The organism is Clostridium sp. (assembly GCF_050717545.1).
Taxonomy (GTDB): domain Bacteria; phylum Bacillota; class Clostridia; order Clostridiales; family Clostridiaceae; genus Clostridium_AD.
The window spans coordinates 144,993-170,610 of record NZ_JBOITN010000024.1 but is presented as its reverse complement, the minus strand read 5'-3'; the positions used below and the strand labels follow the sequence as shown (position 1 = coordinate 170,610).

The following is a 25,618-nucleotide window of genomic DNA, read 5'->3' as shown; positions in this document are numbered from 1 at the left end:
GGGCATCCGACATAAGTAATTAGGTAGCTTTTAAAATAGACTATCATACTAAATATCTACTTTTAAAGCTTCTTTGTACTGAAATCTATAATAGGAGATGATTAAATATGGTTAAATTTCTAAAGAACAACCGAAAAAAAATTATTACTGGATTTATGATAGTAAGCGTACTTACAACTTTAACTGGGTTTACGTATTCCTTAAAGAAAGATATTACAGTAGTTGTAGACGGCAACCCAAATAAACTAGTAACTTATCAGAAAACTTTTGGTAGCGCCTTAAAAAAATCCAATATAACAATAGGCATAAATGATAAAGTAAATAAATCTTTAAATGCAAATGTAACTAACAATGACGTTATAACTATAAATCGTGCTGTAAATCTTAAGGTATTTGTAGATAATAAAGAGATTAACCTAAAATCGTCTGAAAACGATATCTCATCAATGCTTGCATCGCAAAAGATAACATTAGGTCCTACTGATAAGATATCACCTACAGTAAAAAGCAAATTATCTAGTGATATGTCTATTACAATAACTAGAGTTAAAACAGAGACAATTAATCAGAAAAAGTCTATTGATTTTAAAACAGTTATTAAGAAAGATACTTCTCTATTAGTCTCTAAAAATAATATTTCACAAAAGGGAGTAAATGGTGAAAAAGCTATTACAACAGATATTACTTATGAAGATGGAAAGGAAGTAACTAGAAAAGTTAAAGAAACAATAGTTAAAAAACCTAAAAATAAAATTATAGTTCAAGGCACAAAACCTGCTGTAACTTATTCAAGAGGAAACCTTCCATCAGCAAGCGGCACAAGTTCTATCCCATCATCGAAAGCTTCTGGAAAAACTCTTTATGTAAAAGCTACTGCTTATTGGGCATTTAATGGGCCAAATACTTATACAGCTTCAGGAACAAAAGCTGTTCGTAATCCAAATGGTTATAGCACTATAGCTGTAGACCCTAGTGTCATACCCCTTGGAACAAAACTTTATATTGAAGGCTACGGAAATGCTATCGCAGCTGATAAAGGTTCTAGCGTCAAAGGTAATTATATCGATGTTTTCTTTAATACAAAACAGGAAGCTATTGGATTTGGTGTTAAACGTCTAAAGGTACAAATTCTAGATTAATTAATCATTAACCAATTAAAATATATAAAAAAATGAGAAGTGTCACTGATATTTCAAGTTAAAAAAGCTCGCTCTACCTTAAGATAGAGTGAGCTTTTATTTTGTTATATATTTTACATTAAATCATCTCCTGCGGAGCTGAAATATTAATTGTTATAATAAAGACTTTCAGTTGCATACTCCGCATCACAAGTTATATCTATTCCAAGTTTTCTAAAAGTTTGTTCATCACTATTAGTTATAATTGTAGTTGAATGAGCCTTACATCCTTTTAGCATTATTAATTTATCCATAGCAACCTTTGCTGTTGGATTAGTAGCAGCGCATATGCTAAGTGCGATTAGTACATTTTCACAATCTAACGCCGGTTTCTTGCTCCCTAATGTTAGTGATTTTAGTTTTATTATTGGCTCAAGTATAACTGGTGATATAAGATGCATTTCATCATCTATATTTGCAAAGTATTTAACAGCATTTATGATTATAGCAGCAGTTGCGTCCATTATATCGGAACTTTTACTTGTTAATATTGTACCATCATGGAGCTGAACTGCAATTGCTGGGCAATTCTCATTTGTGCGTAAGCATTGCTTTAATGTAGCTGAGCGTTCTCTCGCAGGCATAACAACTTTCCTATCTTCTTGCTTTAAGTTAAGTTCTTCCATAAGAAGTTTTACCCTATCAAAAGTTTCCTTATTTATGTATCCTTTTCTATATTCACACCCTGTTTTGAAATACCTTCTTATTATCTCTTGCCTAGATGCTTCTTTAATAACATCATCATCAATTATACCAAAACCTACTCTATTAACCCCCATGTCTGTTGGAGATTTATAAACCGCCTCTTCCCCAGTTATCCTTTCTATTATCCGCCTAAGTACAGGGAATGTTTCAATATCACGATTATAATTCACAGATATCTTATTATAGGCATCGAAATGGAATGAATCCAGCATATTGACGTCATTAAGATCTGCTGTAGCAGCCTCATATGCTATGTTTAGAGGATGCTTTAAAGGAATATTCCATACTGGGAATGTTTCAAATTTCGAATAACCCGCTGCTCTACCTTGTTTATGTTCATGGTAAAGCTGACTTAGACAAGTTGCAAGTTTTCCACTTCCAGGTCCTGGTGCTGTTACAACTACAATAGATTTTGTTGTTTCGATATATGGATTTTTGCCATACCCCTCATCACTTACAATTGCGTCCACATCCGTTGGATATCCTTTCGTTGCCCTATGTTTATATACTTTTATGCCCCTACGTTCAAGTTTGTTTATAAAAATTGTGGTTGCTGGTTGACCATCATATCTTGTAATTACAACGCTATTTACATCAAGCTCATATTCACGTAAATCATCAATTAATCTTAAAACATCCACATCATACGTGATGCCAAAATCTCCTCTTATTTTGTTTCTTTCAATATCTCCTGCATATACACAGATAACAACCTCAACTTTTTCCTTTAATTTATGTAATAACTTAATCTTTGCATTTTCATCAAATCCTGGTAAAACTCTTTTAGCATGCAGGTCATTAAAAAGCTTACCACCAAATTCTAAATATAACTTATCATAATTATTAACTCTTTCTAGTATAAATTTTGATTGCTCTTCTAAGTATTTCTTTTGATCAAATCCTATTTTCATTTTTACTCCTCACTAATAACATTATTTTGTATATATTTTATAATAATATTTCCATGAATAAATATGCTTTTACAACTTTATATTATTGCACAATTCCACTTTAAAGTAAACTATACCTGTCCATTTGACATCCTTCACAACTTATAGTAAAATTATTAATTATAAAACATAATAAGACAGTTCTAAACCATCCTGTCTATAAACAAAACTAGGACCTAACTACCATTTTAGGTAGCTTTTTTTATTGAGCGTGAATTACACGTTTTTTATATAAAAAATTATAATATAATAACATTAATATAGTGTAATCAATGAATCAGTATAAGGAAAATAAAATGAATGGTGTTAATCTCCAAATGCAACTTCATAAAATCATTTGGGATCCAAATAAGGGAGGTGTGTAGAATTATGTCAATTGATACTAAATCGATTGAAGAACATATAAAAGGCATTTTAATTGCACTAGGTGATGATCCATCAAGAGAAGGACTTATTGATACTCCAAAGCGCGTAGCTAAAATGTATGAAGAAGTATTTGCCGGAATGCTATATAGCAACTGTGAAATTGCACAAATGTTTAACACAACATTTGTTGATGATTTAGTAGTTGAAGGTGATAACCTTGATATAGTTATAATGAAAGATATTCAAATATTTAGTCATTGTGAACATCATTTAGCATTGATGTACGATATGAAAGTTTCCATTGCATACGTTCCTAATAAAAAAATAATTGGTTTAAGTAAAATCGCAAGAATAGCTGATATGGTAGGACGTAGGCTTCAACTTCAAGAAAGAATAGGAACCGATATAGCAGAGATTATGCAAATAGTAACATCCTCTAGCGACATTGCAGTTATCATCGAAGGTGAACATGCCTGCATGACAACCCGTGGAATAAAAAAGCCAGGTACTAAAACAATGTCTACTACTTTTAGAGGAAGATTTAATACTGACGTAATTTTAAATAACAAACTAATGATGATTTACAATAAATAGGGTACTTTTACTTAATAAATGGAGGCGAACAAATTAGCCATGGGTTATGATTTTGTAATTGAAACGCCTTTAATGTGGATTGATAAAGCCGAGACTTGGAAAATGGCTTATGATTTAGGTGTACTTGATATAGTTAAAGAGGAAACTTTAACTTGTTATAATGGAATAAAAGCTAACGGTTGTGGCGATTGCCCATCATGCAAACTTAGAAAAAAAAGGTATTTACAATTTAAAGAAAAATATATAACCTCTAATAAATAAAATAAACTGTTATTACATTGCTTTGCTTTGTAATAACAGTTTATTTATTATAGAATATATTTCTTCCCAATTATAAACCCTAACTATATTATCATTTAATGGCTTTTTATTATAACCTGTATCTATTAAAAGAACCATAAATCCTGCATTTGATAACTCAACTGCATTATCATAATTATCTTCAACAAACACATTACAATTTAATTCTTTTGCTTTATTAACCTTATGATGGCTACCTAAAACAAATAAATCATCATACGGAATTTGATTATTCTTTAAATATGAATAGGTTAACATAGTAAGCGATTTATCTCTTGCTGTAACAAAATAAATGCTATGAAGCGAACTTAGTCTTTTTATGACACTTTGTGCATCTTCTCTAATTTTCTGGTGCGTGTGAATTTCAATTTTATTTTCTTCATAAAACTTATCATATTCTTCTTGCTTTATTCCCATTACCTCATGGATATAATACTGTGTTATCTCTTGCTCTGTTATATTTTTATTGAAATACTTATTAGTAATATTAAGCCAGAAATAAGCATCAGTTATAGTTCCATCAATATCTATACATATATTTAAATCTTTCATCTTCACGTCCCCTCTCTTATAACTTCATTATATGCTATGAAGATTAAGAATGGGTTAAGTACATATTATGATTTGTTTAACTATTACTGATTTTGTGTTATTACTTAAAATGTGAATATAGCTAAGGTAGTCTATACTGTGCTAAGATATTATATAATAATCCATTACCGAAATTTCTTCAAATCCACAAGATTCATAAAGTGCAAGCGCACTCTTATTTTCAGTAGCAACATCAAGAAAGATATTTTCTACATCTCTTTTCTTTAAGTTGTCTAATGTTGATTTTAAAATTTCTCGTCCATATCCATTCTCTCTATACTTTGGCAGTACACCAAACCCATAAATAAAACCTTCATTACCCACTATTGATATATGTATTTTGCCTATAATTTTACCATCAATCTCCGCCATATAACTAATAAAATTATCATCATCTTGAATAACTGGTTTTTCTATTTGGTCATTAGTTTCTATTCTCTCTGCATCTCCTTTATCCTTATCCTCCTTTTGCGGCTGTCCAAAATAAACGGAAGTCTGCCTATCAATTTCACTTGCATCTTCACTAGTTGCGAGTCTAAGGCTAATTACATATTTATATTTAGCATTTAATATCTTTTTATTTAAGCACATTTTATACTCAGATGAAACATATTCTAATGCATTAGAATTTATAAAAGCTAATCCAGAAATAGATGTGTGATCACATAAGCCTAACACCTCTTGTGGAAATTCCTTTTCCCACTCCTCTTTTGCAATCAAATATAACTTTTGAAAGATTCGTTTTCTTCTGAATTTAGGATGTACCATACCAGTGATTTCAACTGTGTATCCTCCAAAATTAGACAATCCTAAATAACCCGTTAAGATTTCATTTTCATAATACAAAAACTCTGTCATCCTTTTATCTTTAACACAATCTATTGTTATTACCTTTGTCTGATGTTTTTTAAAATCAAGTTCTAATTTTAAATCAGTTTTTTTCTCTCCATAACAAATGGTTTCTAGATTTTTAATTGCTTTGTAATCTTCTTCATTTAATTTCATCTTAATTATAATACTATGATTATTGTGTTCCATAATTCCCCCTAATTTTGCTCATCTTATATTCTGCGACTTCTCCTCTTGTTTCCTTTACTATTTCTATCTCTCGAAATAACTGTGGAGAAATGTCTAAGAGTATGTAAAGCTTCATAAATAAATCCTGTTTTACAAAAGAAAAGTTCATCATCTTTTGTTTTAACAGTTTGCTTAAATGGATAGTCGTTAAGATTCCCTCTATAAAAGAGAAATTGCCTCATAACTTCACAAATATCTGTAGGTGTTATATTATATGATTCGATTGGAGTAATTCCACTTCCTCCTTGCTTTAACGCTTCCATCACAAATTCCGTACATATGTATGTCTTATAAATTGCATGTCTTTTATTAAAAAGAACTCCAATTGCCCCAAGAAAATTGTAATAATATATCTCATCATCATTATATATATCATATATAAAGTTCCTAATCAATTCAAATTTTCTAACGGTTATAGGTATCCGGTATACATTAATTGGAACATCATCCCGAGACCCTATGTTAAGAGTAAACGCACTTTCATGTACAATTCCTCCCACAAAAGGATTACTAACAGAGAATCTACAAAATGAATACATTTGACTTAAATTTTTGTCTAAACTAATTGATGCATGGTTATATTCTTCTTTTAAAAATCTTCTAATTATTTTCCCTGTAGAAGTTGGTGTTCTTGAAATAACAACATATATATAGTTTTCCATTTTATTACTCCTCACCACCTAAAAATAATCAATTAATAAATAAATATTTACGTATCTTAGTCTATAGAATAACCTAAAAGTAATCCTATTGTAAACCTTACTTGATTATTACCATAAATTATTTTACTAAAATATTTATATATCTATCTTTTAGGGTATTCTAATAATATTATTTCCTTATACTTCAATTTTTATGTAATTTATACATATTTTAATCCTTAAAATCAATTAATAATATAATATGTTTTATGATGTATAATATAAATATACAAAACTATAAAAAAAGAGGTTACTACAATGAGAAAAGAATATATAAGTTATATGAACGATTTACCTATAAACATTTCGCTTGAAAATATATTGGACTACCCAATACATTGGCATAATTCTATAGAAATAATTTTTGTTCTTGAAGGCACTATCAATGTACTTATAGAATCGGGGAATTATGAAGTGTACGAGCGAGAAATTGAAATTATAAATTGTGATGAAGCGCACAGAATTCATTCTAAAGAAAACAATAAAGTTCTAATTTTTCATTTAGACCCTGCTTTTTTCGAAAAATATTATGATGACATGAAAAATATTTATTTTTATACAAATTCCAGTGAAGAAGGTGCACAGCGAGAAGAAAAGTATGATATTTTACGAAGATACTTATCTATTTTAGCCTGTGAAGTAATACAGAAAAATGAAAATTTTGATGACCAAATAGATTCAATTTTGGTGAAGCTATTATTTCATTTAATAAACAACTTTCACTATCTTAATTATGATGATAAGAAACCACAGGAAAACCAAATTCAATTTCAAAGATACCATAGGATTATAACATATATATATAACAACTATATGAATAAAATTAGTTTACAAGATATAGCAAACCAGGAATATTTAAGTTCTTATTATTTGTCTCATCAAATAAAGGATATGGCTGGAACAAGTTTCAAGGAGCTTGTAAACAATGTGCGCGTTGATAAATCTATCAAATTACTACTTGATACTGATAAAACTATATTAGAAATTTCTTTAGATGTTGGTTTTTCTCATACTAGATATTATAATAAAAGCTTTAAAGATTATAATAACATAACTCCACTACAATTTCGAAAAAAATATTCTATAGTTGATGATATATATGAAAGCTCTAAAAAAAAGGAGTCTTATGATTTATCTCAAACACTCCAGTATTTATCTTCTTATTTAGAAGACTATGATAGATTCAACTATACAAACAAGATTATAAAACTTCAAACAGATTTCTCACTTACCAGTTCAGAATTAAAACATAAATGGAAAGAAAACATAAATTTAGGTCAAGCAAAGGAACTTATTAAAGCACGTGAACAGGGATATCTGAGGACACTTCAAAATAATATAGGATTTGAAAATGGTATAGTCCAAAATTTATTTGGGAAAGAAATGAAAATATATTTCAATGAAAATGTAATGTTTCTAAATTGGAATGAAGTTGAAAAACTTTTAGAATTTTTAATGGATATATCCCTTGTTCCATTAATAATATTAAACCAAATTTTTGAAGACAAAAATTCTTTTATAAAACTTTTAGAAAGTTTTATACTGTATTTTGCAGACATATATGGATTTGAAGTAATTAGACTCTGGAAATTTCAGGCTTCAAGTGATTTATCTATTGAATATATAAATATTTGCCTTGAAATTTTTCAAAAATATAAATTACAAAATTTAATCAAGACCCCTTTTAATGTTTCACCTGCAATAAACACTATTTACGATTCTTCCTATATGCTACCCTATATTATCCATAATTTTATTAATAATTCTAGTGGTTTGCATGCTCTAAAAGCTTTTGACACCGTAGAGGAAACCTCAATTTTAAATAACGAATTATTTTTTGGATCACCTGGTCTTCTTACTTTAGATGGAATAAAAAAAGCTTCCTACTATGCTTATTATTTATTATCAAAACTAGGAAATGAGGTTATAGACCAGGGAGATGGATATATTATCACAAGGCAAGATAAAGATATTCAGGTCTTACTTTACAGTTATAGTGATGAACTTAATTCACTAATAAAGCTTGAAGATTTGTATAAAGGTAAAGGTAGCAAAAATATTACTGAAAGAAAAATATCTTTATCTATCAAAAATTTATTTCATGACTATAAGGTTATTAAATATGAAATTGGTGAGAAAATTGGCTCAGCCTACGATATATGGTTAAGAATGGGCAAACCAAAACGACTTGGTTATGACGAGTGGAAAATCCTAACTAAGATTTCTGCTCCTAACGTCTCTTTATCTTATGCAAAAAAAACTGCTGTTTATAATAACATAATAAAAATAGAAGGCTATGGCTCAACACTAATAGTTCTTCAAGAAGTACAAAAGCACCTGTTTTAGGGTGCTTTTGTGTTATTTAAAGATAAATCAAACTCATGCATTAGCAACTTTGTACCTTTTATATAGCAATTGTGGGAATGTTAATCTACCCATAATAGCGTAAACTAATATAGTAGAAACAATATTTTTAAGGAGAAGTGGATTTCATGACAATGACTAGCGTGGCAGAAAGTAATAAAATCTTTGGTGAAGAGAAGATTGGGAAACTACTATTAAAATTTTCAGTACCTGCAATAATTTCTTTAATGGTAGCTGAAATGTATAACATGGTAGATTCTATGTTTTTAGGCCAAACCATAGGAGCTAATGCCATCGGTGCTTTAACAATAGCATTTCCAATTCAGAGACTTTTTTTTGCAATAAGTATGCTTATTGCTATAGGAGCATGTACTTCTGTTTCAAGAAGTTGTGGCGATAAAGATTATGACAATTTAAAAATTATTATACCAAATGCTATAGCTTTAATGTTTATAATAGTATCTATAATGGGTTTTGGTATTTATATTTTTCAAAATAAAATTTTAATAAGTTTAGGTGCATCAAAAAATACATTCCCTCTAGCAAAAGAATATGTAAATATAATATTAATAGGTGTTTTGTTCCAATCCTTTACTATAATATCCTCTTATATCATCACTTCTTTTGGAAATACCAAAATAGTTCTATTAAGCACTTCTATTGGGGCAATCTGTAATGTAATTATAGATTATGTTCTAATAAATGTATTATCATATGGAGTAAAAGGGGCCGCTATAGCTACCGTTTCATCTCAAATAATAGCTTTTATATATGTTTTCTTTGTATTTATAAAATTAAAAAACGACTTAAAGTTTTCATTTAAATTAAATCTTAATAAAGCAGTATCAATAGGAATAATATATGTTGGATTTTCAACTTTTATAATAGAGATATCAGATGCAGTTGTAGCTGCTATATTAAACAATCTACTATTCTCCTATGGCGGAGATGCGGCCATTGTAACAATAGGTTTAACTACAAGAGTTTCTATGTTTTTGTTTATGACAATCATGGGTATAAGCTCAGCTATGCAACCTATAGCCGCCTATAATTATGCTGCTGGTAATTACACAAGGCTAAAGGAAGTTGTTAAAAAATCTATTATCGCGGTGTCTGCAAGTTCAACTTTATTATGGTTATTGTTTATGATTTTTTCAAAACAACTTATTGGTTTGTTTATAAATGATAGTGCTATTATAGATGAAACCACAAGCGCTTTTAGAATGGTTATATCTGTATTCCCTTGCATTGGAGTATATTATTTAGCAATTTCCTATTGCCAGGCTATAAATAGAGTTAAAACTTCTTTCAAATTGTCTATATTTAGGCAAATAATAATATTTATTCCACTAGTATATTCATTCGTAATTGGTTTAGACATGGGTGTGCTTGGGGCATGGATTGCTTACCCCGTATCAGACATGATATCCTTCATCACTGCCGCTGTATTCATTAAATATACCTATATTTCTTTAGAAATACTAGAGAGGCATCAAACCTTTAAGAAAAACAAAGCTAAACTAAAACTTGCAAATGTAGCCATATAAGATATAGCTATTTAAATCAAATTTAAATTCTCCCTCAAAAAGGTCGATGTTTAAATAACATCGACCTTTTTGAGGAATTTAAAATAGCTATCATAAGCATACCCGAACTTAGAAAAGTTACCTATGCCTGCTTTATCTCCCCTTCTTTTATCATATTTATATCTCCATAAAAGTGTAACTTATCATCCATAACAATAATTCCATCTCCATCGTTACATGTATAAATTGTGTTACCTGTACTACTTGAGTATTCCTTTAAATCATTTAGATAATGACTGTGCTTATTCCAATGCGGCATAAAATCAAAATCAACTAAATCTAAAGATGATAAATTTGATAATCCAATTATATCCTCACACCCAAATTTTGCAGCCGATATATCTTTCGACATCATTATCGCCCCTGCGCATAATCCTATTACGCAACCACCATTTTTAATATACCTTCTAATCCTAGTTATTAAATATCTTTTCTTTAGGTTGTTTAAAAAATAATATGTGTTCCCACCGGATAAATATATTACATCTGATTTAAATATTTTTTCTATTTTATTTAAATCACAAAAATCATCTATATCAAAATAATTATACTTAAAATCTCCGTATTCATTTAACTCCGTTTTTGCTAATTCAAAGTGTTTTAATTTTTTATCTGTCATTGATGGTATATAACTTAAAGTATATTCTTTGCCAAAGAATATTTCTTTCATCTTCATTTTTAAATTTATATTGTTTTTTTGTGTAAACCCACTGAGCAAAACTAACGCTCCCATATAACTCTCTCCTCACTTCTATTTTATATATTATATCACAATATTGTAAACCTATACATATTTATATGTTTATTATTTTAATGTTAACATTTGATAATCATATAAATCTTTATTTCCCCCACAATTTTTTCCTGGTAATATTCATTCTATTCAATTAACACGATTTTGATACTATATTTTATTTACACATACTCCTATTGTAAAATTCATATATACTTTTAATATTAAATATCTGCTTTTTAATGTTTTCTAATATATCACTATTACAATAGACCACGTTGACATTCCTAATAATACATGTATAATTAGAGTTAAATGTAATGCAAGATAAAAGAAGTATGAATATGTCTTTTCATCAACTTAGATGGACCTCGAAAGTTTACCTTTCATCTTATTATATTATAGGATGAAAGGTTTTTTATTTTTATACAAACTATGTCATAAGCGGTCAGCTTATCACCTAAGCTGCTCTGCTTTTATAAGAAAGGATGATTAAAATGGATTATTTAAAACTAGCAGATTTATTATTACCTGCCATACATGAAACACCAGAACACTATAGAACACTTTATCCAAAACGAAATCTTAAACCTAACGCTATGGTTACAAGATATGCTCCAAGCCCTACCGGCTTTCAACATCTTGGTGGTGTATTTGCTGCTCTTATATCCGAGAGATTAGCTCATCAAAGTAATGGAATATTTTATTTTAGAGTAGAGGATACCGACAAGAAAAGAGAAGTAGCTGGCGCAATTGAAGATAGCACAAACACCCTTCATGATTTTGGAATTAATTTTGATGAGGGAGTTGTAGATTCTACTCATGAGAAAGGTGCATATGGCCCATATAAGCAAAGTGACAGAATCAGTATATATCATGCTTTTGTAAAATCTTTAATAAAAAGAGGTTTAGCTTATCCTTGTTTTTGCACTGAAGAAGATCTAGACAATACACGTAAAATTCAACAAGATGCTAAAATAAATACAGGATATCATGGTAAATGGGCTGTTCACAGAAATGCAAGTTTTGAAGAAATTACAAATGAATTATCAAAAGGGACTCCTTTTGTTATAAGACTTAGAGCACCTGAAAATACTGATAAAAGAGTAATTTGTAATGATTTAATTAAAGGGACCATAAGTATGCCAGAAAATGATCAAGATATTGTAATCCTTAAGACTAATGGAATTCCAACTTATCATTTTGCTCATGCTGTAGATGATTATTTGATGGGAACAACCCATGTAATACGTGGCGAAGAATGGCTTTCATCTCTTCCTATACATTTACAATTGTTTGAGATGTTAGGATTTACACCTCCAGAATATGCTCATATACCTACAATAATGAAAATGGATGGAACTTCAAAACGTAAGCTTAGTAAAAGAAAAGACCCTGAGATTTCTGTCGATTTCTATAAATCACAAGGATATCCTTTTATGTCTGTAACTGAGTATCTTATAAATTTGGTTAACTCTGATTTTCAAGAATGGAGAACTCAGAACGCTGATGCTAATTGCACAAGCTTTAACATTACCTTTGAAAACATGAGCAAAAGTGGAGCTTTATTTGATATTTTAAAACTTAACGATATAAGCAAAAATGTTATAGCTACCATGGACTCATCAACTGTTTATGATCTCTATCTTGCTTGGGCTAAAAAATATAATACTACAATGGCAACATTGCTTATATCTAATGAAGATTATTCTAAAAAAATATTTAACATTGAAAGAGAAAATGATAAACCTAGAAAAGATTTCGTGAAATGGTTAGATGTAGCTGAGCATATTGAATATTTCTTTGATGATTTTTATAATCGTAGCATTAATGCTGGCACTAATTTCCCTGAACATATACCAATGGATGATGTTAACATTGTACTTGCCAGCTACATAGATGTATATGATTACTCTCATGATAATGACACTTGGTTTGGTGTTCTTAAAGAACTTTCTGGAAAACTTGGATATGCAAAAAATGCAAAAACTTATAAAAAGAACCCCGATTTATATAAAGGTATACTTTCTGATGTTGCAACAATTGTAAGAGTTGCTTTAACTAACAAGGTACAAACCCAAGATTTACATGAAGTAATGCAAGTTATGGGCAATGAACGCGTTATCTACAGATTAAGTCAAAAGTTCGTTTAATATATAAAGTAAAGAAGGAAACCATATTATTTGGTTTCCTTCTTTACTTTATAACATTTATTTATGAGCTATACCTCAAATGCGTCCACTGCCTTTGTAAGCTTTACAGCAAGGTTCTTTAGATCTTGTGTATGTGCTACAATTTGGTCTATACTTGCTAGTTGCTGCTCAGTTGTGGCTGCAACCTGCTGAGTTGCAGCTGAGTTCTCCTCAGTTGATGCTGAAAGTGTTTCTAATATAACAATTATATCATTCTTCTCATTTTCCATTTTTGAGCAAAGTCTTTCCACTATCTTCAAGTTCTTTTTTTGCAACAACATAGCTCAATAATAACTCTCTTTATTATCGACAGTTTACGACATTTACTTAATAGTATTTTAAAATATATTTTAAAACTTAAACTTATCTATAAGAGTTTTTAGATTACTTGAGTCATCACTTAAGTTTTCTGCAAGTGAAAATATTTCAGCGCTAACACTTACTTGACTTTCTAGAGATGCTGTAACCTCCTCTGTCGACGCTGTATTCTTTTGTGATACATTAGAGATATTATTTACACTTTCATTTAAAACATCTTTATCCCTATCTATTATTTCTATAGACTTCTTTGTATTACCCATAGAAATTAATATATTTTCTGTTGATTGCTGTATTATACTAAATGCTTTAACTGTTTGACTCACTTGTTCTAATTCCTTATTAAAAAGAACTTGTGCACTAGAAGAAATGTTAATTGATTTTTTTATAGACATATTTACATTATCGATAATACTTTTTATTTTTAGTGCAGAATCCCTTGATTCCTCCGCAAGTTTTCTTATTTCATTGGCAACTACTGAAAATCCTCTTCCAGCTTGTCCTGCCCTTGCCGCTTCTATAGAAGCATTTAATGCTAGTAAATTGGTTTGCTGTGTAATATTATTAATTTTGTCGAGTATTCCTATTATATCTTTTGTGTTATTACTTAAGTCATTAATTGTATCCGTTACCATTCCCATAGCCTTTGAATTATTATTTGAGGTTTCGCTTAAGGTATTAATAGCAACACTATTTTCATTCATAATATCTACAGATTTACTTGTAGCTTTATTTACATCATTTAAACTACCTACTGCATTATTAATCTCAGAGTTGAAGTTGTATGAAATTTCTACACACCTTATAGCTTCTTGTGTTTGACTTGTAGATCCAGCTGCAATTTCTCCTGCAGCTGCACTAATAGACTCAGAAGACATATTTAGATCTTCACATATACTTAGTAACTTCTTAGCTGAATCGTTCGTTTTGTCAGTAATTCTAGATGTTGTTAAAATCATATCTTTTAAATTTAATACCATTTTATTAAAATATGTACTTAATTCATTAATTTCTAATATGCTATATTTCTTTGACTCTACTAAAAAACTACCTCTAGATAAAGTCTTAGTAAGTTCTATAATATCATTTATAGGTTTTGTAATCTGAAGAGTAGTGAAAAACGAGATAATACAAGATAATATTATACATACAGCCATTATTATTAATATAAATACCCCGATACTAGTTGCTGTTGAATAAAGCTCATTATGAGGCACTACAGCGATAAACTTCCATTCAGTTTTGTCTGATGTTGAAAATACACCAAACATATTTTTATTCTTTTCCTTGTAAGTAAAAGTTCCCTCTTTAGCATTTTTTATTATAGATAAATATGTTTCATTTGCTTTTTTACCTATTTGCTCAGAGTTCTTACTTGTTATTATATCTCCATCTTTATTTACAATAAACATATAACCGTTTTCACCGATTTTAGTATTTTTTAATGTAGATGAGAAAACATCAATGTTTATATCAATTCTCATCACTCCACATTGCTTGCCTGTAGCAATGTCCTTTAAAAGTCGTACTTGACTAATAATCATCTCGCTGCCAGGATTAAGCTTGTCTATGTATGGTTTAGTCCATAACGCTCTGCCATTAAGCTTTAATGCGTCCTTATACCATACTTCATCTTTTATACTTTCGACTTGCTCCTGCGTAATATTGCCGGACACAGATGAACCTGATAATCCTTTATCATTAAGTACACTGATGTTTTTAATAATATTTTGCGAACCATTTGAATTTAAAGATTGAAGATAAGCAGAAATATCATTTTTTACTATAAATCCATCATATTCATCTTTGGCAGGTGTTGTAAATAAGCTAGTAAACTTAGAATTAGATACTATCTGCATTGAAATATCTTCTACATTTTTATTTACGAGTTCAATATAATTTTTGTTCTGATTTAAGATTTGATTAGTTGATTGTTTAAACTCCTGTGTTACTTTGTTCTTCGTTATAAAAAATGTTACAAGTCCTAATAGCAGCAATGAGAAAAAAACTATTGCTGTGGTAGTCGAAACTAACTTTCTTAATAAACTATTTTTTACAAATAATTGCTTTGTTATACCTGCGTTAGTTTTTTTCGTTTTTATTTTACTCTTGATTTTAATTTTACTTTTGATTTTTTCTTTCATACTAAAATCCCCCCTATAACTAATAATTATAGTATGTATAATAGCAATTAATCCATTGTTTAAGCCCACAATTTTTTAAGATAATATCTGTAAGTTTATACAAATATTATAAAAATAACTATAATTTTATTCAATTTTATCATTTTATATTTAAATACTTTCTAGTTTCCTCTTCAGCGCTGGCATATGCTGTGCTCATTTTATATCTAAACTCATCTTCACTAGTGCAAAAGTCCGGAATACCCAATGTTTTTATAACCCCATGTTTAACTTCAGGTGTTACATAAGAAAATGTCATACTCTGCAGCTTATCGTCTATCCTATTAAAATTTTCGAATTCTTTTCTTAAATCTTCAATAGTTTTTCTTGATCTGCGGTGTATCTTTGCTTTTCTTTTAATTATATCTCCATCATTTCCACTTCTTAAAGTTCTAAGAGCCTTTAAAAATTGCTGCTTATCCATTCCTCTTAATTTAAAAATTACAAAAGGATCTTTATCAAATTCCTGGCCAAGCATATAATGAACTGCAGCGATGTGTTTGCATGGATTTGCAGTATCCTCACAAGAACAGTGCGTTATTAAATGTATTTGTTTTTTTGGAAAAAGAGAAACTTTGGCCTCTTTAAAAGCTTCCTCTATATTTTCAGGCATTTCTCCATTTAGAAGTTTTGCACAAAATATAGCTTTACGAGACATAATATTCATTATTTTTTCCCACTGAAGTGGTGTAAACGCATCAAGCTCCATATTTACTGTATATGGTTCAAATCCTCTTCCCTGAACCTCTGCATTAATTTCTCCCTTTAAAACTTCCATGTTAAGGACATTACCGGCCCTTGCATATTCTCGTCCTTTATCAACTCTAGAACTTATAGTAAAACTTGAAATCGCATTATTCCATTTCTTAGACCACCAATTGCTACCAAATTCATTTCTTATTCTACCAGTCACTAATTTACACCTCCTTACCTCTATCTAATTACAGATTACAATCATTAAAACATCTCCTGCGAAGCTGCAACAGCTCCGCAGGAGATGTATTAACGACTTTCTACTTCTTATAACTTTATATCATTTTTATCATTGATTTCATGCTCTATTGTAAATAGTTCTCTAAGTTCTTTATTACTCATCTCTGATATCCAATTTTCATTTGTTGAAACTACGCTTTGAGCAAGAGCCTGTTTTCGTTCTAGCATTTCATCAATTTTTTCCTCAAGTGTTCCCATGCATATGAATTTATGAACATGAACATTCTTAAGTTGACCTATTCTAAATGCTCTATCTGTTGCTTGGTTTTCTACAGCAGGGTTCCACCATCTATCAAAATGAAAAACATGATTAGCTTTTGTTAGGTTTAGACCAAGTCCCCCAGCCTTTAATGATAATATAAATACCATAGGTTCATTACCTTCCCCTTGGAAAATATCAATTAGCTCTTCCCTTTTCTTTCTGCTAGTCCCTCCATGCAAAAATAACGTTCTTACTCCTAATTTTTTCTCAATTTCTGATTCCAAAATATGTCCCATTTCGGCAAACTGTGTAAATACTAATGACCTATCCCCTTCTTCTACAACAACTTCTAACATTTCTAGAAGCCTCTCAAGTTTTCCAGAACGGCCTTCAATATCACCATTATCCTTTAAAAATTGCACAGGATGATTACAAATTTGCTTAAACTTTGTTAATGAGGAAATAATAAGTCCTCTTCTTCTAATACCTTCAGAATCATCTATTTTATTTAAACAATCTTTTACCACTGCTTGGTATAATGTAGCCTGTTCCTTTGTTAACGATGCATATTCCTTAGTTTCTATTTTTTCTGGTAAATCTTTAATAATATTTTTATCAGTTTTTAACCTTCGTAATACAAACGGTGAAATTATTTTTTTTAGCTTATTACTTTTTGTAGGATCTCCATCCCGCTCTATTGGAATTGCAAATTCACTCCTAAAGGTAGCCCATTTGTACAAATACCCCTTATTTAAAAAATCCATAATAGACCATAAATCAGAAAGTCTATTTTCAACTGGTGTCCCTGTTAATGCAACCTTATATTCAGCTTTAAGAGTTTTTATATATTGAGTTTGTTTTGATGCACTATTTTTGATGTTCTGGGCCTCATCCAATATAATGCCTGCCCATTCTTCCTTTTGAAACAAATCCTTGTCTCTTACTATTAGAGCATAGGTTGTAATAACTACTTCATTTTTATGTATTTCTTCGCTAAAATTTTCATAACTCCACCTGCTATTTCCATGATGAATTGCAGCTTTAAGATTAGGCGCAAATTTTCCAATTTCCTTTTCCCAGTTGCCAACAACTGAAGTAGGACATATTATTAAAGTAGGTTTATCTGTTAGCTTCTTCTCACGCTCGTAGAGCATAAGACATATACTTTGCACTGTTTTCCCAAGCCCCATATCATCAGCAAGACAAGCACCTATACCGTGATTTCTAAGAAACGTTAGCCATGAAAACCCTCTTTTTTGATATTCACGAAGAGTACCTCTAAACCCTGATGGAATACCAACCTGTTCTATATTGTTTAAATTAAATAATTTTTCAAAAAAATGACCCACTGCTTCTTGATTATCTATATTATCAACACTGATTCCAGGTATTATTTCCTCATCACTTAAGTTAAGCCTTAATAATTCTCCAACTGGAATCTTTCCATTTAGACCCTTATTCATTTTCATCTTCGAAAGTGTTTTAATCTGATGTATATCAACTTGAACCCACTGACCTCTTAATTGAATAAATGGTACCTTTAAATTTGAAATTTTTTCAAATTCTTTCTCACTTATCTCGTTACCATTTAATGCAAGCTTCCAATCATATTCAAGAATAGTATCCATGTTAAATGTACTCTTTGCCGCTGAATTAGTATTTGTAATTCGATTTTTATCCTTTAGTTTAACAGAAAGTCTTGAAGGTTTTTTCCACCATGCTGGAGCAATAATTCCAAATCCTTTTTCATTTAAAAAATAAGCAGCTTCTCTTAAAAATGAATAAGCCTCTTCAGTAGATAGCTTGCATTCTACAGGCACCGCATCATACAAACTTCTCTCAATAGGAATGAATACCTTTGCCGCAACTGCTAAATCTTCGAGTAGTCGTTCTTGAGGATTATTAAATTTCTTATTCAAATAGGTTATAGTGTCCACTGACTCTTCGAATATCATTTTTGCTGGCAGCATAAGACTAGGATCATCCTTTGCTTGAAGCAAATACTCAAGTGTCCACTCATCACCCCGGTTAGGTGGATTCACCTTGAAACATGTACGGAATTTAAATTTATTATTCTTTATTTTTATAGGTTCTATCCATTTTTTATACTCATTTAGCATTTTAATTTGATCACTTGTCTCTATTGGAATCTCAGGCAACCTTGAAAAAAGAGAATGCATCCAAGTACTACTTAAATTAGTAACATCGTACCCTAAGTATTCATTGCCCTTATTTATATCAATACAACTACTTCTTACCATACTATCAATCATAGAATCCATAAAACTACTTACTAATTTAGCACTGTTTGTATATTTGAATTCTTCATTTTCTAAGTGAAAATATGATTTACAAGTCGTAGGCATATTACTACATAGAACCTTTTTTTTATCAACATACTCAGGATCACTAGTATGCCATCTCCACTGAGAATTCACTTTATTGTGAACTCTGTCAATTGTTAATGAAGGCAAATATTTATGTTTTATTATTAATTCCGCAGTAAATTTAGCCACTGTAATCCAATACTTTAACTCTCCTGATAATTCTATTTGATCTAGGTTATTTTTCTCTATATTTAGAACCATATCAAATGCATCTAAATTATTAAAGATAATCCCTCTAATTTCTCTTTTAAGAAGGTCTTTAGATTCAAAATCATATTTGTATTTCCCATATTTCATTTCTTTTGCTGAGTTATTTATTTTGTCATGCAATTCTATAATTGAAGCCATATTTTCATATAGTGGAAGTGCATTTTTAGGTTTCCTACCTCTTCTTACACATTTAGTTTCTCCACCCTCTCCCCACAATATAAATGTGTGCAAGCCTTGCGTAGTTTCTATCCATCCGCCATTTAATATCAATTTTACTTCACCCTCTAATAATGATGTTTTCATTTTACTCATACTATACAGTTTACCATATAAAGCTAAACTATTTCACTTTTATATTTTATTTTATTATCTTAAATTTCGACTTTCCATATAAATCTTTTTTATATTATTAATTGTTAAGTTATATTAGTTCTGTTCGAGATATATAGTATATATTTTTTTATAAATTACTATGCTCATATCTATTTGAAAGAAGGGGAAAATATGAATAATAACATACTGTTAGAATCTGGAACTGGCGAGGTTGAAATCTTAGAGTTTATTATAAATAATAAATTTTATGCAATTAATATTATAAAAGTCAAAGAGGTTATATATGCGGATAATTTAACAAAACTTCCCGAGTCACATCCTGCTATAGCCGGACTTACCTTATATAGGGACAAAATAATAACCTTAGTAGATTTAAAATATGTCTTAGAGAAAGAACATAAAAATAAAATCAAATCAACAATTATTCTTTGTGAATTCAATAAAATTGAAGTAGCTTTCAGTATTGATACCATTGTAGGTGTCCACCGAATTAAATGGGAACAGATTACTAAACCTGATGACATAACTATTAATTCACTAGTTATAGGTAATATCGTTTTAGGTAGTAAAATAATATTAATGTTAGATTTCGAAAAAATAGTTACTGACATTAGTCCTTCTACAGGAATTAGCACTGATAAAATAGTCGATATAGCCTATAAAGATAGATCGAATATAAAACTTGTTTTAGCTGATGATTCCCCCTTAATCAGAATGTTATTAAAAGATACTCTAACTAAAGCTGGCTTTAACGATTTAAAAATATTTGATAATGGAAAACAAGTTTTGGATTATTTACTTGATTTAGTTGAGATCAAAAACAAAAACTTCATGGAAGATATACACGTACTTATAACTGATATTGAAATGCCACAAATGGATGGTCATACTTTGACAAGAAAGATTAAAGAGCATAACATTCTTAAAAAATTACCTGTTATTCTATTTTCATCATTGATTACAAATGATTTAAAACATAAAGGAGATTCTGTTGGTGCAGATGCTCAGCTGAGTAAACCCGAAATTGGAGAACTTGTAACTTGCATTGATGGATTTGTGCAAGGTTAATTTATCCTATATTAGAAATAAGAATTACGCAGGTTTAATTCATATTAATATTTAAAATTAATTTCAAGGTTACTATTTAGATATTTTCTAAAGTGAATTTCTAAATAGTAATTTTTTAAGTTATACTGCGAATTATGGCATTTCAGTAAACTAATCACACCTAATCTAAACTCACAAGGCTATTCTATGATATTTAAATATATATGACAATTGCTATATTAACTTAATTGGAATATTATTATAGGTAAGCGTTTTATAAAAAAATATGAAAAAGAGGTGATAATTATTAATGCTTTTATAAGTTTAGGTACAGCTCTAATTGTAGGTATAATATTTGGTAAACTAATAAATAAATTTAAAATACCATCCGTTGCAGGTTACATAATTGCAGGATTAGTTCTTGGAGTTTCTGGATTTAAGCTTGTTGATATAGCGATGTTAAACAAGCTATCATTTATTAGTGACTTTGCATTAGGAATCATTGCTTTTAATATTGGAAGTGAACTTGAATTATCAGTTATAAAAAAACTTGGTAAGTCCATTTTTGTAATTGCGGCATGTGAAGCGTTGGGAGCTTTTGCATTAGTTACAATTGCAATGTATGTTCTAACAGGTGATATAGCTATTGCTTTAATACTTGGTGCTGTAGCATCTGCAACTGCACCAGCTGCAACTGTTATGGTTTTAAAAGAATGTAAAGCTAAGGGCCCATTAACCAGTACTCTGCTTGGAGTCGTAGCTGTTGATGATGCAATATGTCTTATGATATATTCAATTGCATCTTCCATAGCAAAGGTATTTATAAAGCATCAACAAATAACAATAAATAAAGTTCTTATATTTCCAATAGCAGAAATAGTCTTATCACTTGTTCTAGGCTGTATTTTAGGAATAATTCTATGTTATTTACTTGATAAGTGTGGTACTAAAGAAGAAGTTCTTGGTTTTACTACAGGTATAATTTTACTATTAATTGGTGCATGTACAGTGTTTAGTTTATCTTCATTACTTGCTTCTATGACCATGGGTTGCATAGTTGCGAACGTATCATCCAACAGCAAAAAAGCATTTTCAGGCTTAGAGACTTTCTCTCCACCTATTATTGCTGCTTTCTTTATATTAGCGGGGTGCAGATTAGATATTTCTTTATTACCACAAATAGGTGTAACAGGTGTTTGCTATTTTCTATTTAGAATGATTGGTAAAATATCTGGAGCAACTTTAGGTGCTACGATATCAAAATCACCTGAAACTGTTAAGAAGTACATAGGGTTTGGATTACTTTCACAAGTCGGTGTTGCTATTGGACTAGCTATCACTGTTAGCAAGGAATTTAGCGGAACAAAGCTAGGTTCTTTAGTAATAACAATACTTTTAGCTACCACAATAGTTACAGAATTAATTGGACCAATACTAACTAAAAGTGCTATAATAAAAGCTAAGGAAGCTAATATTTAACAAAGGGGAGATAACTTATGTATGCTGTATTTATAATCTTAAGTAATGTTAATGAATTAGATGATATTTCTAAAGTGTTTTATGAAAATGGGTGTGGTGCTACTACTATAGATAGTTGCGGAATTGGAAAAGTACTACTTAGAAATAATATTGACATTCCAATATTTGCTGGTATAAGAAACCTTGTTGAAGGAACCAAGCCATATAATAAAACAATAATAAGCGTAATAAAAAAAGAAAATAAAATGAGAACTATTGTAGATAAAATAAATAAAGATTTTTTAGCTACTCCCGATTCTGGAGTTATGTTTGTAATGCCAGTTTTAGAATGTTATGGTTTAAGAAATGATGAATATGAAAACATATTAGAATCTAAAAAAATACTATAATATTATACTTTGTAACCACATAATTTAAAGTAATATAATAAAAGCTATTGAATGCGTTTACGCATTCAATAGCTTTTATTATATTACTACATCGATTATTTCATCTCCATAGTTATTTAAACTTTCTTCAAAACATTCGATAGTGCCTCTATATATTGCTCTATTGAAATAATCATTATTATATAAATTAAAGTCACATATAGAATATCCTATAAGATTTTGTACAATATATATAAGTTGCTTGCCATACAATTCCATACAACCCTTTGGATTAACACCTGGCCATGCATTACAACTTACTACTGTTCTTTGATTGAGTGTACTTAAAGACTTCGGTACATCGCTATATCCATTATCATTAGGATAGATAACAATTTTATCAAGTGTTCCGTGTGGTATTCCTTCTAACGCTTTTACCTGAACAGGATAAATATCTGTCAAATACGGGTCTGATGTTAAATCTAAAATTATGGAATGTTTTTTTAGATGCCCTAATAATTCGTTGCTTACTATATAATTAGATGCATCATCTCTAGTTGTTGCATCTACTAAAATATCCGTCTTTTTAAAAATTTTTATCATTTGATTTTTATCTCCGGTTATATTTCTTGGTAACATATTAACAAGTACACCTTTAGTTTTCTCTAAAAGTTTATATTCATTTTCTTTATTATACCCATATTTTCCTGCTTGTCGTGCTGCAGTTAACCCAACCCGTCCCATTCCCATTATGGTGACAACTATAGGTTTTCTTTCCTGGGTACTTATACTTTTATAATTCTTAGCAAGCTCAGTAAATGCTGCATTAATTCCATTTCCAGAAGTTCCGTCATAATCTACAACAATTCTCTCAAAAAAATCATTTCTAATAGAATCCATTGAAATGCCTAATATTCCTTTTTCCTTTAGCTTGTCTACTCTTGTAGCTCTAGTTGGATAATGAAGCATACTTAATAAAATACTTCCTTTTTTCATATACTCAATTTCCTCAAACTCTGGCGAGCGTAAAACTAAAACTATGTCTTTTTCATAACATTCTTTATTAGATACGAATTGCATTTTACTATTTTCATTCAAATAATCTTCTTGTGTGTATCCCATTGCTGAACCATATCCTTGTTCAACAAATATTTGCACTTTATCATTTCTTAGCATATTAAAAAATGACGGTAAAAAATCTCTTTTTTCATTTTTTTCTTTGTGCATTCTTGGAAAACCTATAGTTTTCATTAATATCATCCCCCTCTTACTGTCACAAATGACAACAAGTATAAATTGTTATCATTTATCCTATTCCTTTGACTTAAAACACATTTGTTAATTTTCGAAATTAATAAACTAATTATTTCTATTTTTAAATTATATAAGACAAGGTGTAATAATAAAATACCATTTGAAGTGTTTTAAGTTTAAAAGTATTTATGATTAAATCATCACCTGATGTGCTACTAGTTAAAACGTATTGTAAGACTGATTATAACTGACTTTTTGACAAGTAACAATTCCGCACGTATAATTAAGTTGTTGCTTGTTATAATTCAATTATACAATGCAAATTATAAATTTGCAATGATATCTTAGAGGGGTGTGTTTATTTATGAAATATTTTTTAGATGAGTATATAAAAAAACCAGATTTCGATTTAATTTTAACTATAGATTGTGAGGGATACAATTTTGATAATAACTTAAAAAATAATGTATTAAATTTAGAAAAACTATTGAAATTAAATTCTAAAAACAATATATATACACTTTTATTTATAACTCCATTTTTCGCCGAAATGATGAATAATCTGAATCTAATCAAGAAAATTAAAGATGATTATAAAGTCATATTTGGTCTCCACATTCATCCAAACAATTTGCCAGAAGATATAAAAAAGTTTTGTCCATTTATAAAAGAAGATGAGAATTTAATATCTTACTATTCTTATAGTGAGCAAACTATAATTATTAGACATTGTTATGACTATATTGAGAATTTAGGAATTGGTCCTATTGAAGCTTTTCGTGGTGGTTATTTTTCAATAGACGATAACACAGTAAAAGTATTAAAAGAATTAACAACCGTAAAATATGAATCCCACAACACTTACAGATCTGAATATAAACTAACAAAAAAAATATTAACCCCAATACCTGTATATGCACAAAATGAAAATAATGAATTAAGACTCGAATACTATTCAACTCAAAAACTTTCAGAAATATTTAAACAAGGACTTACTGAGAATAAAAAACTATTTGCTATAACTCATAGTTATTTATTAGATCCATTAGATAAACACTACAAACGTGATAATATAGATAAAAGCATTTTTGAAAGAATGGAGGTTTTAATAGATATTAAAAATAGACAAAAATCTAATGTAAATTAACTTTACCAATTGCAAATAAATTTAACATTAATTAATTTTTATTTTTTTTCACAAATTGAGTATTTTTTTGCACATTAATACTCATACTACTTTTATACTATTAAGAACTTAAGGAGGAATTTAAAATGCAAAAAAATGCAAAACAACACGTTCAAGACGCCTGTGAAAAACTTCAAAATTCAAGTACTTGTTTAACTGATGCGGTGAATTCAGTAGAAAAGGCAGAAAATAAACAACAAATTCAGAACACCCTTAATCAGGTTCAGTCTGCATTGCAAGCAGCTAATTCTACACTTTCTAATTACAAAGAGTAATAAATAATTTAAATATTATGTTTTTAAAAGGGGATATCTAAAAATG

The 25,618-nt window shown here is 29.5% G+C and carries 20 protein-coding genes and 2 pseudogenes; 12 read left to right on the top strand and 10 right to left on the bottom strand.

What is annotated here, in order from left to right; all coding sequences use genetic code 11:
• Positions 1–107 precede the first annotated feature (107 nt).
• Positions 108–1,139, top strand: a complete 1,032-nt coding sequence (locus tag ACREVX_RS06155) for a resuscitation-promoting factor (RefSeq protein ID WP_431543286.1) — start codon at positions 108–110, stop codon at positions 1,137–1,139.
• Between the two features lie 146 nt (positions 1,140–1,285).
• Here the strand turns inward: ACREVX_RS06155 and ACREVX_RS06150 are convergent, their stop codons facing one another.
• Complete coding sequence (locus ACREVX_RS06150; RefSeq protein ID WP_431543285.1) at positions 1,286–2,794, bottom strand: DUF1846 domain-containing protein; 1,509 nt, start codon at positions 2,792–2,794, stop codon at positions 1,286–1,288.
• 323 nt (positions 2,795–3,117) lie between these two features.
• Here ACREVX_RS06150 and ACREVX_RS06145 point away from each other — a divergent pair.
• The 3 genes and pseudogenes from ACREVX_RS06145 to ACREVX_RS06135 all read left to right on the top strand — a co-directional run.
• Positions 3,118–3,198: pseudogene (locus tag ACREVX_RS06145) on the top strand (putative 7-carboxy-7-deazaguanine synthase QueE); the annotation flags it as partial.
• Between the two features lie 4 nt (positions 3,199–3,202).
• Positions 3,203–3,793, top strand: a complete 591-nt coding sequence (gene folE / locus ACREVX_RS06140; protein ID WP_431543284.1) for a GTP cyclohydrolase I — start codon at positions 3,203–3,205, stop codon at positions 3,791–3,793.
• 33 nt (positions 3,794–3,826) lie between these two features.
• Positions 3,827–4,054, top strand: a pseudogene (locus tag ACREVX_RS06135) (7-cyano-7-deazaguanine synthase); the annotation flags it as partial.
• Between the two features lie 12 nt (positions 4,055–4,066).
• Here the strand turns inward: ACREVX_RS06135 and ACREVX_RS06130 are convergent.
• From ACREVX_RS06130 to ACREVX_RS06120, 3 genes are all read right to left on the bottom strand, one after another.
• Positions 4,067–4,645, bottom strand: a complete 579-nt coding sequence (locus ACREVX_RS06130; RefSeq protein ID WP_431543283.1) for a 5' nucleotidase, NT5C type — start codon at positions 4,643–4,645, stop codon at positions 4,067–4,069.
• 141 nt (positions 4,646–4,786) lie between these two features.
• The gene (locus tag ACREVX_RS06125) at positions 4,787–5,722 is read right to left on the bottom strand and encodes a GNAT family N-acetyltransferase (RefSeq protein ID WP_431543282.1); all 936 of its coding nucleotides are present in this window, start codon (positions 5,720–5,722) and stop codon (positions 4,787–4,789) included.
• 23 nt (positions 5,723–5,745) lie between these two features.
• Positions 5,746–6,423 carry a hypothetical protein gene (locus ACREVX_RS06120; protein WP_431543281.1) on the bottom strand — a complete coding sequence of 226 codons (678 nt, stop codon included), beginning with the start codon at positions 6,421–6,423 and terminating at the stop codon, positions 5,746–5,748.
• Positions 6,424–6,720: 297 nt separating this feature from the next.
• Here ACREVX_RS06120 and ACREVX_RS06115 point away from each other — a divergent pair, with 297 nt between their 5' ends.
• Both ACREVX_RS06115 and ACREVX_RS06110 read left to right on the top strand, forming a co-directional pair.
• The gene (locus tag ACREVX_RS06115; RefSeq protein ID WP_431543280.1) at positions 6,721–8,808 is read left to right on the top strand and encodes an AraC family transcriptional regulator; all 2,088 of its coding nucleotides are present in this window, start codon (positions 6,721–6,723) and stop codon (positions 8,806–8,808) included.
• A 146-nt stretch (positions 8,809–8,954) separates the two neighbouring features.
• The gene (locus ACREVX_RS06110) at positions 8,955–10,373 is read left to right on the top strand and encodes an MATE family efflux transporter (RefSeq protein WP_431543279.1); all 1,419 of its coding nucleotides are present in this window, start codon (positions 8,955–8,957) and stop codon (positions 10,371–10,373) included.
• Between the two features lie 121 nt (positions 10,374–10,494).
• On the opposite strand, the gene ACREVX_RS06105 is transcribed toward ACREVX_RS06110, so the two are convergent.
• Positions 10,495–11,145 carry a Type 1 glutamine amidotransferase-like domain-containing protein gene (locus ACREVX_RS06105; protein WP_431543278.1) on the bottom strand — a complete coding sequence of 217 codons (651 nt, stop codon included), beginning with the start codon at positions 11,143–11,145 and terminating at the stop codon, positions 10,495–10,497.
• 497 nt (positions 11,146–11,642) lie between these two features.
• Here ACREVX_RS06105 and gltX point away from each other — a divergent pair, with 497 nt between their 5' ends.
• Positions 11,643–13,298 (top strand): glutamate--tRNA ligase, encoded by a 1,656-nt coding sequence (gltX, locus tag ACREVX_RS06100; RefSeq protein WP_431543277.1) that lies wholly within the window; start codon positions 11,643–11,645, stop codon positions 13,296–13,298.
• 68 nt (positions 13,299–13,366) lie between these two features.
• Here gltX and ACREVX_RS06095 read toward each other — a convergent pair whose 3' ends face one another.
• From ACREVX_RS06095 to ACREVX_RS06080, 4 genes are all read right to left on the bottom strand, one after another.
• A complete protein-coding gene (locus ACREVX_RS06095; protein ID WP_431543276.1) occupies positions 13,367–13,567 on the bottom strand; it encodes a hypothetical protein in 201 nt (66 codons plus the stop codon).
• Positions 13,568–13,687: 120 nt separating this feature from the next.
• Positions 13,688–15,799 carry a methyl-accepting chemotaxis protein gene (locus ACREVX_RS06090; protein ID WP_431543275.1) on the bottom strand — a complete coding sequence of 704 codons (2,112 nt, stop codon included), beginning with the start codon at positions 15,797–15,799 and terminating at the stop codon, positions 13,688–13,690.
• A 139-nt stretch (positions 15,800–15,938) separates the two neighbouring features.
• Positions 15,939–16,751 carry an SWIM zinc finger family protein gene (locus ACREVX_RS06085; RefSeq protein WP_431543274.1) on the bottom strand — a complete coding sequence of 271 codons (813 nt, stop codon included), beginning with the start codon at positions 16,749–16,751 and terminating at the stop codon, positions 15,939–15,941.
• 107 nt (positions 16,752–16,858) lie between these two features.
• The gene (locus ACREVX_RS06080; RefSeq protein ID WP_431543273.1) at positions 16,859–19,942 is read right to left on the bottom strand and encodes a DEAD/DEAH box helicase; all 3,084 of its coding nucleotides are present in this window, start codon (positions 19,940–19,942) and stop codon (positions 16,859–16,861) included.
• Between the two features lie 192 nt (positions 19,943–20,134).
• On the opposite strand from ACREVX_RS06080, the gene ACREVX_RS06075 reads away from it, so the two are divergent.
• From ACREVX_RS06075 to ACREVX_RS06065, 3 genes are all read left to right on the top strand, one after another.
• Positions 20,135–21,031 carry a chemotaxis protein gene (locus tag ACREVX_RS06075; RefSeq protein ID WP_431543272.1) on the top strand — a complete coding sequence of 299 codons (897 nt, stop codon included), beginning with the start codon at positions 20,135–20,137 and terminating at the stop codon, positions 21,029–21,031.
• A gap of 276 nt (positions 21,032–21,307) precedes the next feature.
• Entirely contained in the window at positions 21,308–22,489 is a 1,182-nt protein-coding gene (locus ACREVX_RS06070) for a cation:proton antiporter (RefSeq protein WP_431543271.1), read from the top strand.
• A gap of 17 nt (positions 22,490–22,506) precedes the next feature.
• Positions 22,507–22,878 (top strand): hypothetical protein, encoded by a 372-nt coding sequence (locus tag ACREVX_RS06065; protein WP_431543270.1) that lies wholly within the window; start codon positions 22,507–22,509, stop codon positions 22,876–22,878.
• A gap of 78 nt (positions 22,879–22,956) precedes the next feature.
• On the opposite strand, the gene ACREVX_RS06060 is transcribed toward ACREVX_RS06065, so the two are convergent.
• Positions 22,957–24,108: a Rossmann-fold NAD(P)-binding domain-containing protein gene (locus tag ACREVX_RS06060; RefSeq protein WP_431543269.1), complete on the bottom strand. Its 1,152-nt coding sequence runs from the start codon at positions 24,106–24,108 to the stop codon at positions 22,957–22,959.
• A 367-nt stretch (positions 24,109–24,475) separates the two neighbouring features.
• Between ACREVX_RS06060 and ACREVX_RS06055 the strand changes: the two genes are divergently transcribed.
• Positions 24,476–25,258: a polysaccharide deacetylase family protein gene (locus tag ACREVX_RS06055; RefSeq protein WP_431543268.1), complete on the top strand. Its 783-nt coding sequence runs from the start codon at positions 24,476–24,478 to the stop codon at positions 25,256–25,258.
• Positions 25,259–25,383: 125 nt separating this feature from the next.
• Positions 25,384–25,572 (top strand): hypothetical protein, encoded by a 189-nt coding sequence (locus tag ACREVX_RS06050; RefSeq protein WP_431543267.1) that lies wholly within the window; start codon positions 25,384–25,386, stop codon positions 25,570–25,572.
• Positions 25,573–25,618 lie beyond the last annotated feature (46 nt).

What these genes read in the sequence shown, in the direction of transcription:
- ACREVX_RS06130 (WP_431543283.1), bottom strand. Translation starts at nt 4,645, where the DNA reads ATGAAAGATTTAAATATATGTATAGATATTGATGGAACTATAACTGAT.
- ACREVX_RS06150 (WP_431543285.1), bottom strand. Translation starts at nt 2,794, where the DNA reads ATGAAAATAGGATTTGATCAAAAGAAATACTTAGAAGAGCAATCAAAA.
- ACREVX_RS06105 (WP_431543278.1), bottom strand. Translation starts at nt 11,145, where the DNA reads ATGGGAGCGTTAGTTTTGCTCAGTGGGTTTACACAAAAAAACAATATA.
- ACREVX_RS06065 (WP_431543270.1), top strand. Translation starts at nt 22,507, where the DNA reads ATGTATGCTGTATTTATAATCTTAAGTAATGTTAATGAATTAGATGAT.
- ACREVX_RS06155 (WP_431543286.1), top strand. Translation starts at nt 108, where the DNA reads ATGGTTAAATTTCTAAAGAACAACCGAAAAAAAATTATTACTGGATTT.
- ACREVX_RS06060 (WP_431543269.1), bottom strand. Translation starts at nt 24,108, where the DNA reads ATGAAAACTATAGGTTTTCCAAGAATGCACAAAGAAAAAAATGAAAAA.
- gltX (WP_431543277.1), top strand. Translation starts at nt 11,643, where the DNA reads ATGGATTATTTAAAACTAGCAGATTTATTATTACCTGCCATACATGAA.
- ACREVX_RS06095 (WP_431543276.1), bottom strand. Translation starts at nt 13,567, where the DNA reads ATGGAAAATGAGAAGAATGATATAATTGTTATATTAGAAACACTTTCA.
- ACREVX_RS06050 (WP_431543267.1), top strand. Translation starts at nt 25,384, where the DNA reads ATGCAAAAAAATGCAAAACAACACGTTCAAGACGCCTGTGAAAAACTT.
- ACREVX_RS06120 (WP_431543281.1), bottom strand. Translation starts at nt 6,423, where the DNA reads ATGGAAAACTATATATATGTTGTTATTTCAAGAACACCAACTTCTACA.
- ACREVX_RS06125 (WP_431543282.1), bottom strand. Translation starts at nt 5,722, where the DNA reads ATGGAACACAATAATCATAGTATTATAATTAAGATGAAATTAAATGAA.
- ACREVX_RS06055 (WP_431543268.1), top strand. Translation starts at nt 24,476, where the DNA reads ATGAAATATTTTTTAGATGAGTATATAAAAAAACCAGATTTCGATTTA.
- ACREVX_RS06075 (WP_431543272.1), top strand. Translation starts at nt 20,135, where the DNA reads ATGAATAATAACATACTGTTAGAATCTGGAACTGGCGAGGTTGAAATC.
- folE (WP_431543284.1), top strand. Translation starts at nt 3,203, where the DNA reads ATGTCAATTGATACTAAATCGATTGAAGAACATATAAAAGGCATTTTA.
- ACREVX_RS06080 (WP_431543273.1), bottom strand. Translation starts at nt 19,942, where the DNA reads ATGAGTAAAATGAAAACATCATTATTAGAGGGTGAAGTAAAATTGATA.
- ACREVX_RS06115 (WP_431543280.1), top strand. Translation starts at nt 6,721, where the DNA reads ATGAGAAAAGAATATATAAGTTATATGAACGATTTACCTATAAACATT.
- ACREVX_RS06110 (WP_431543279.1), top strand. Translation starts at nt 8,955, where the DNA reads ATGACAATGACTAGCGTGGCAGAAAGTAATAAAATCTTTGGTGAAGAG.
- ACREVX_RS06090 (WP_431543275.1), bottom strand. Translation starts at nt 15,799, where the DNA reads ATGAAAGAAAAAATCAAAAGTAAAATTAAAATCAAGAGTAAAATAAAA.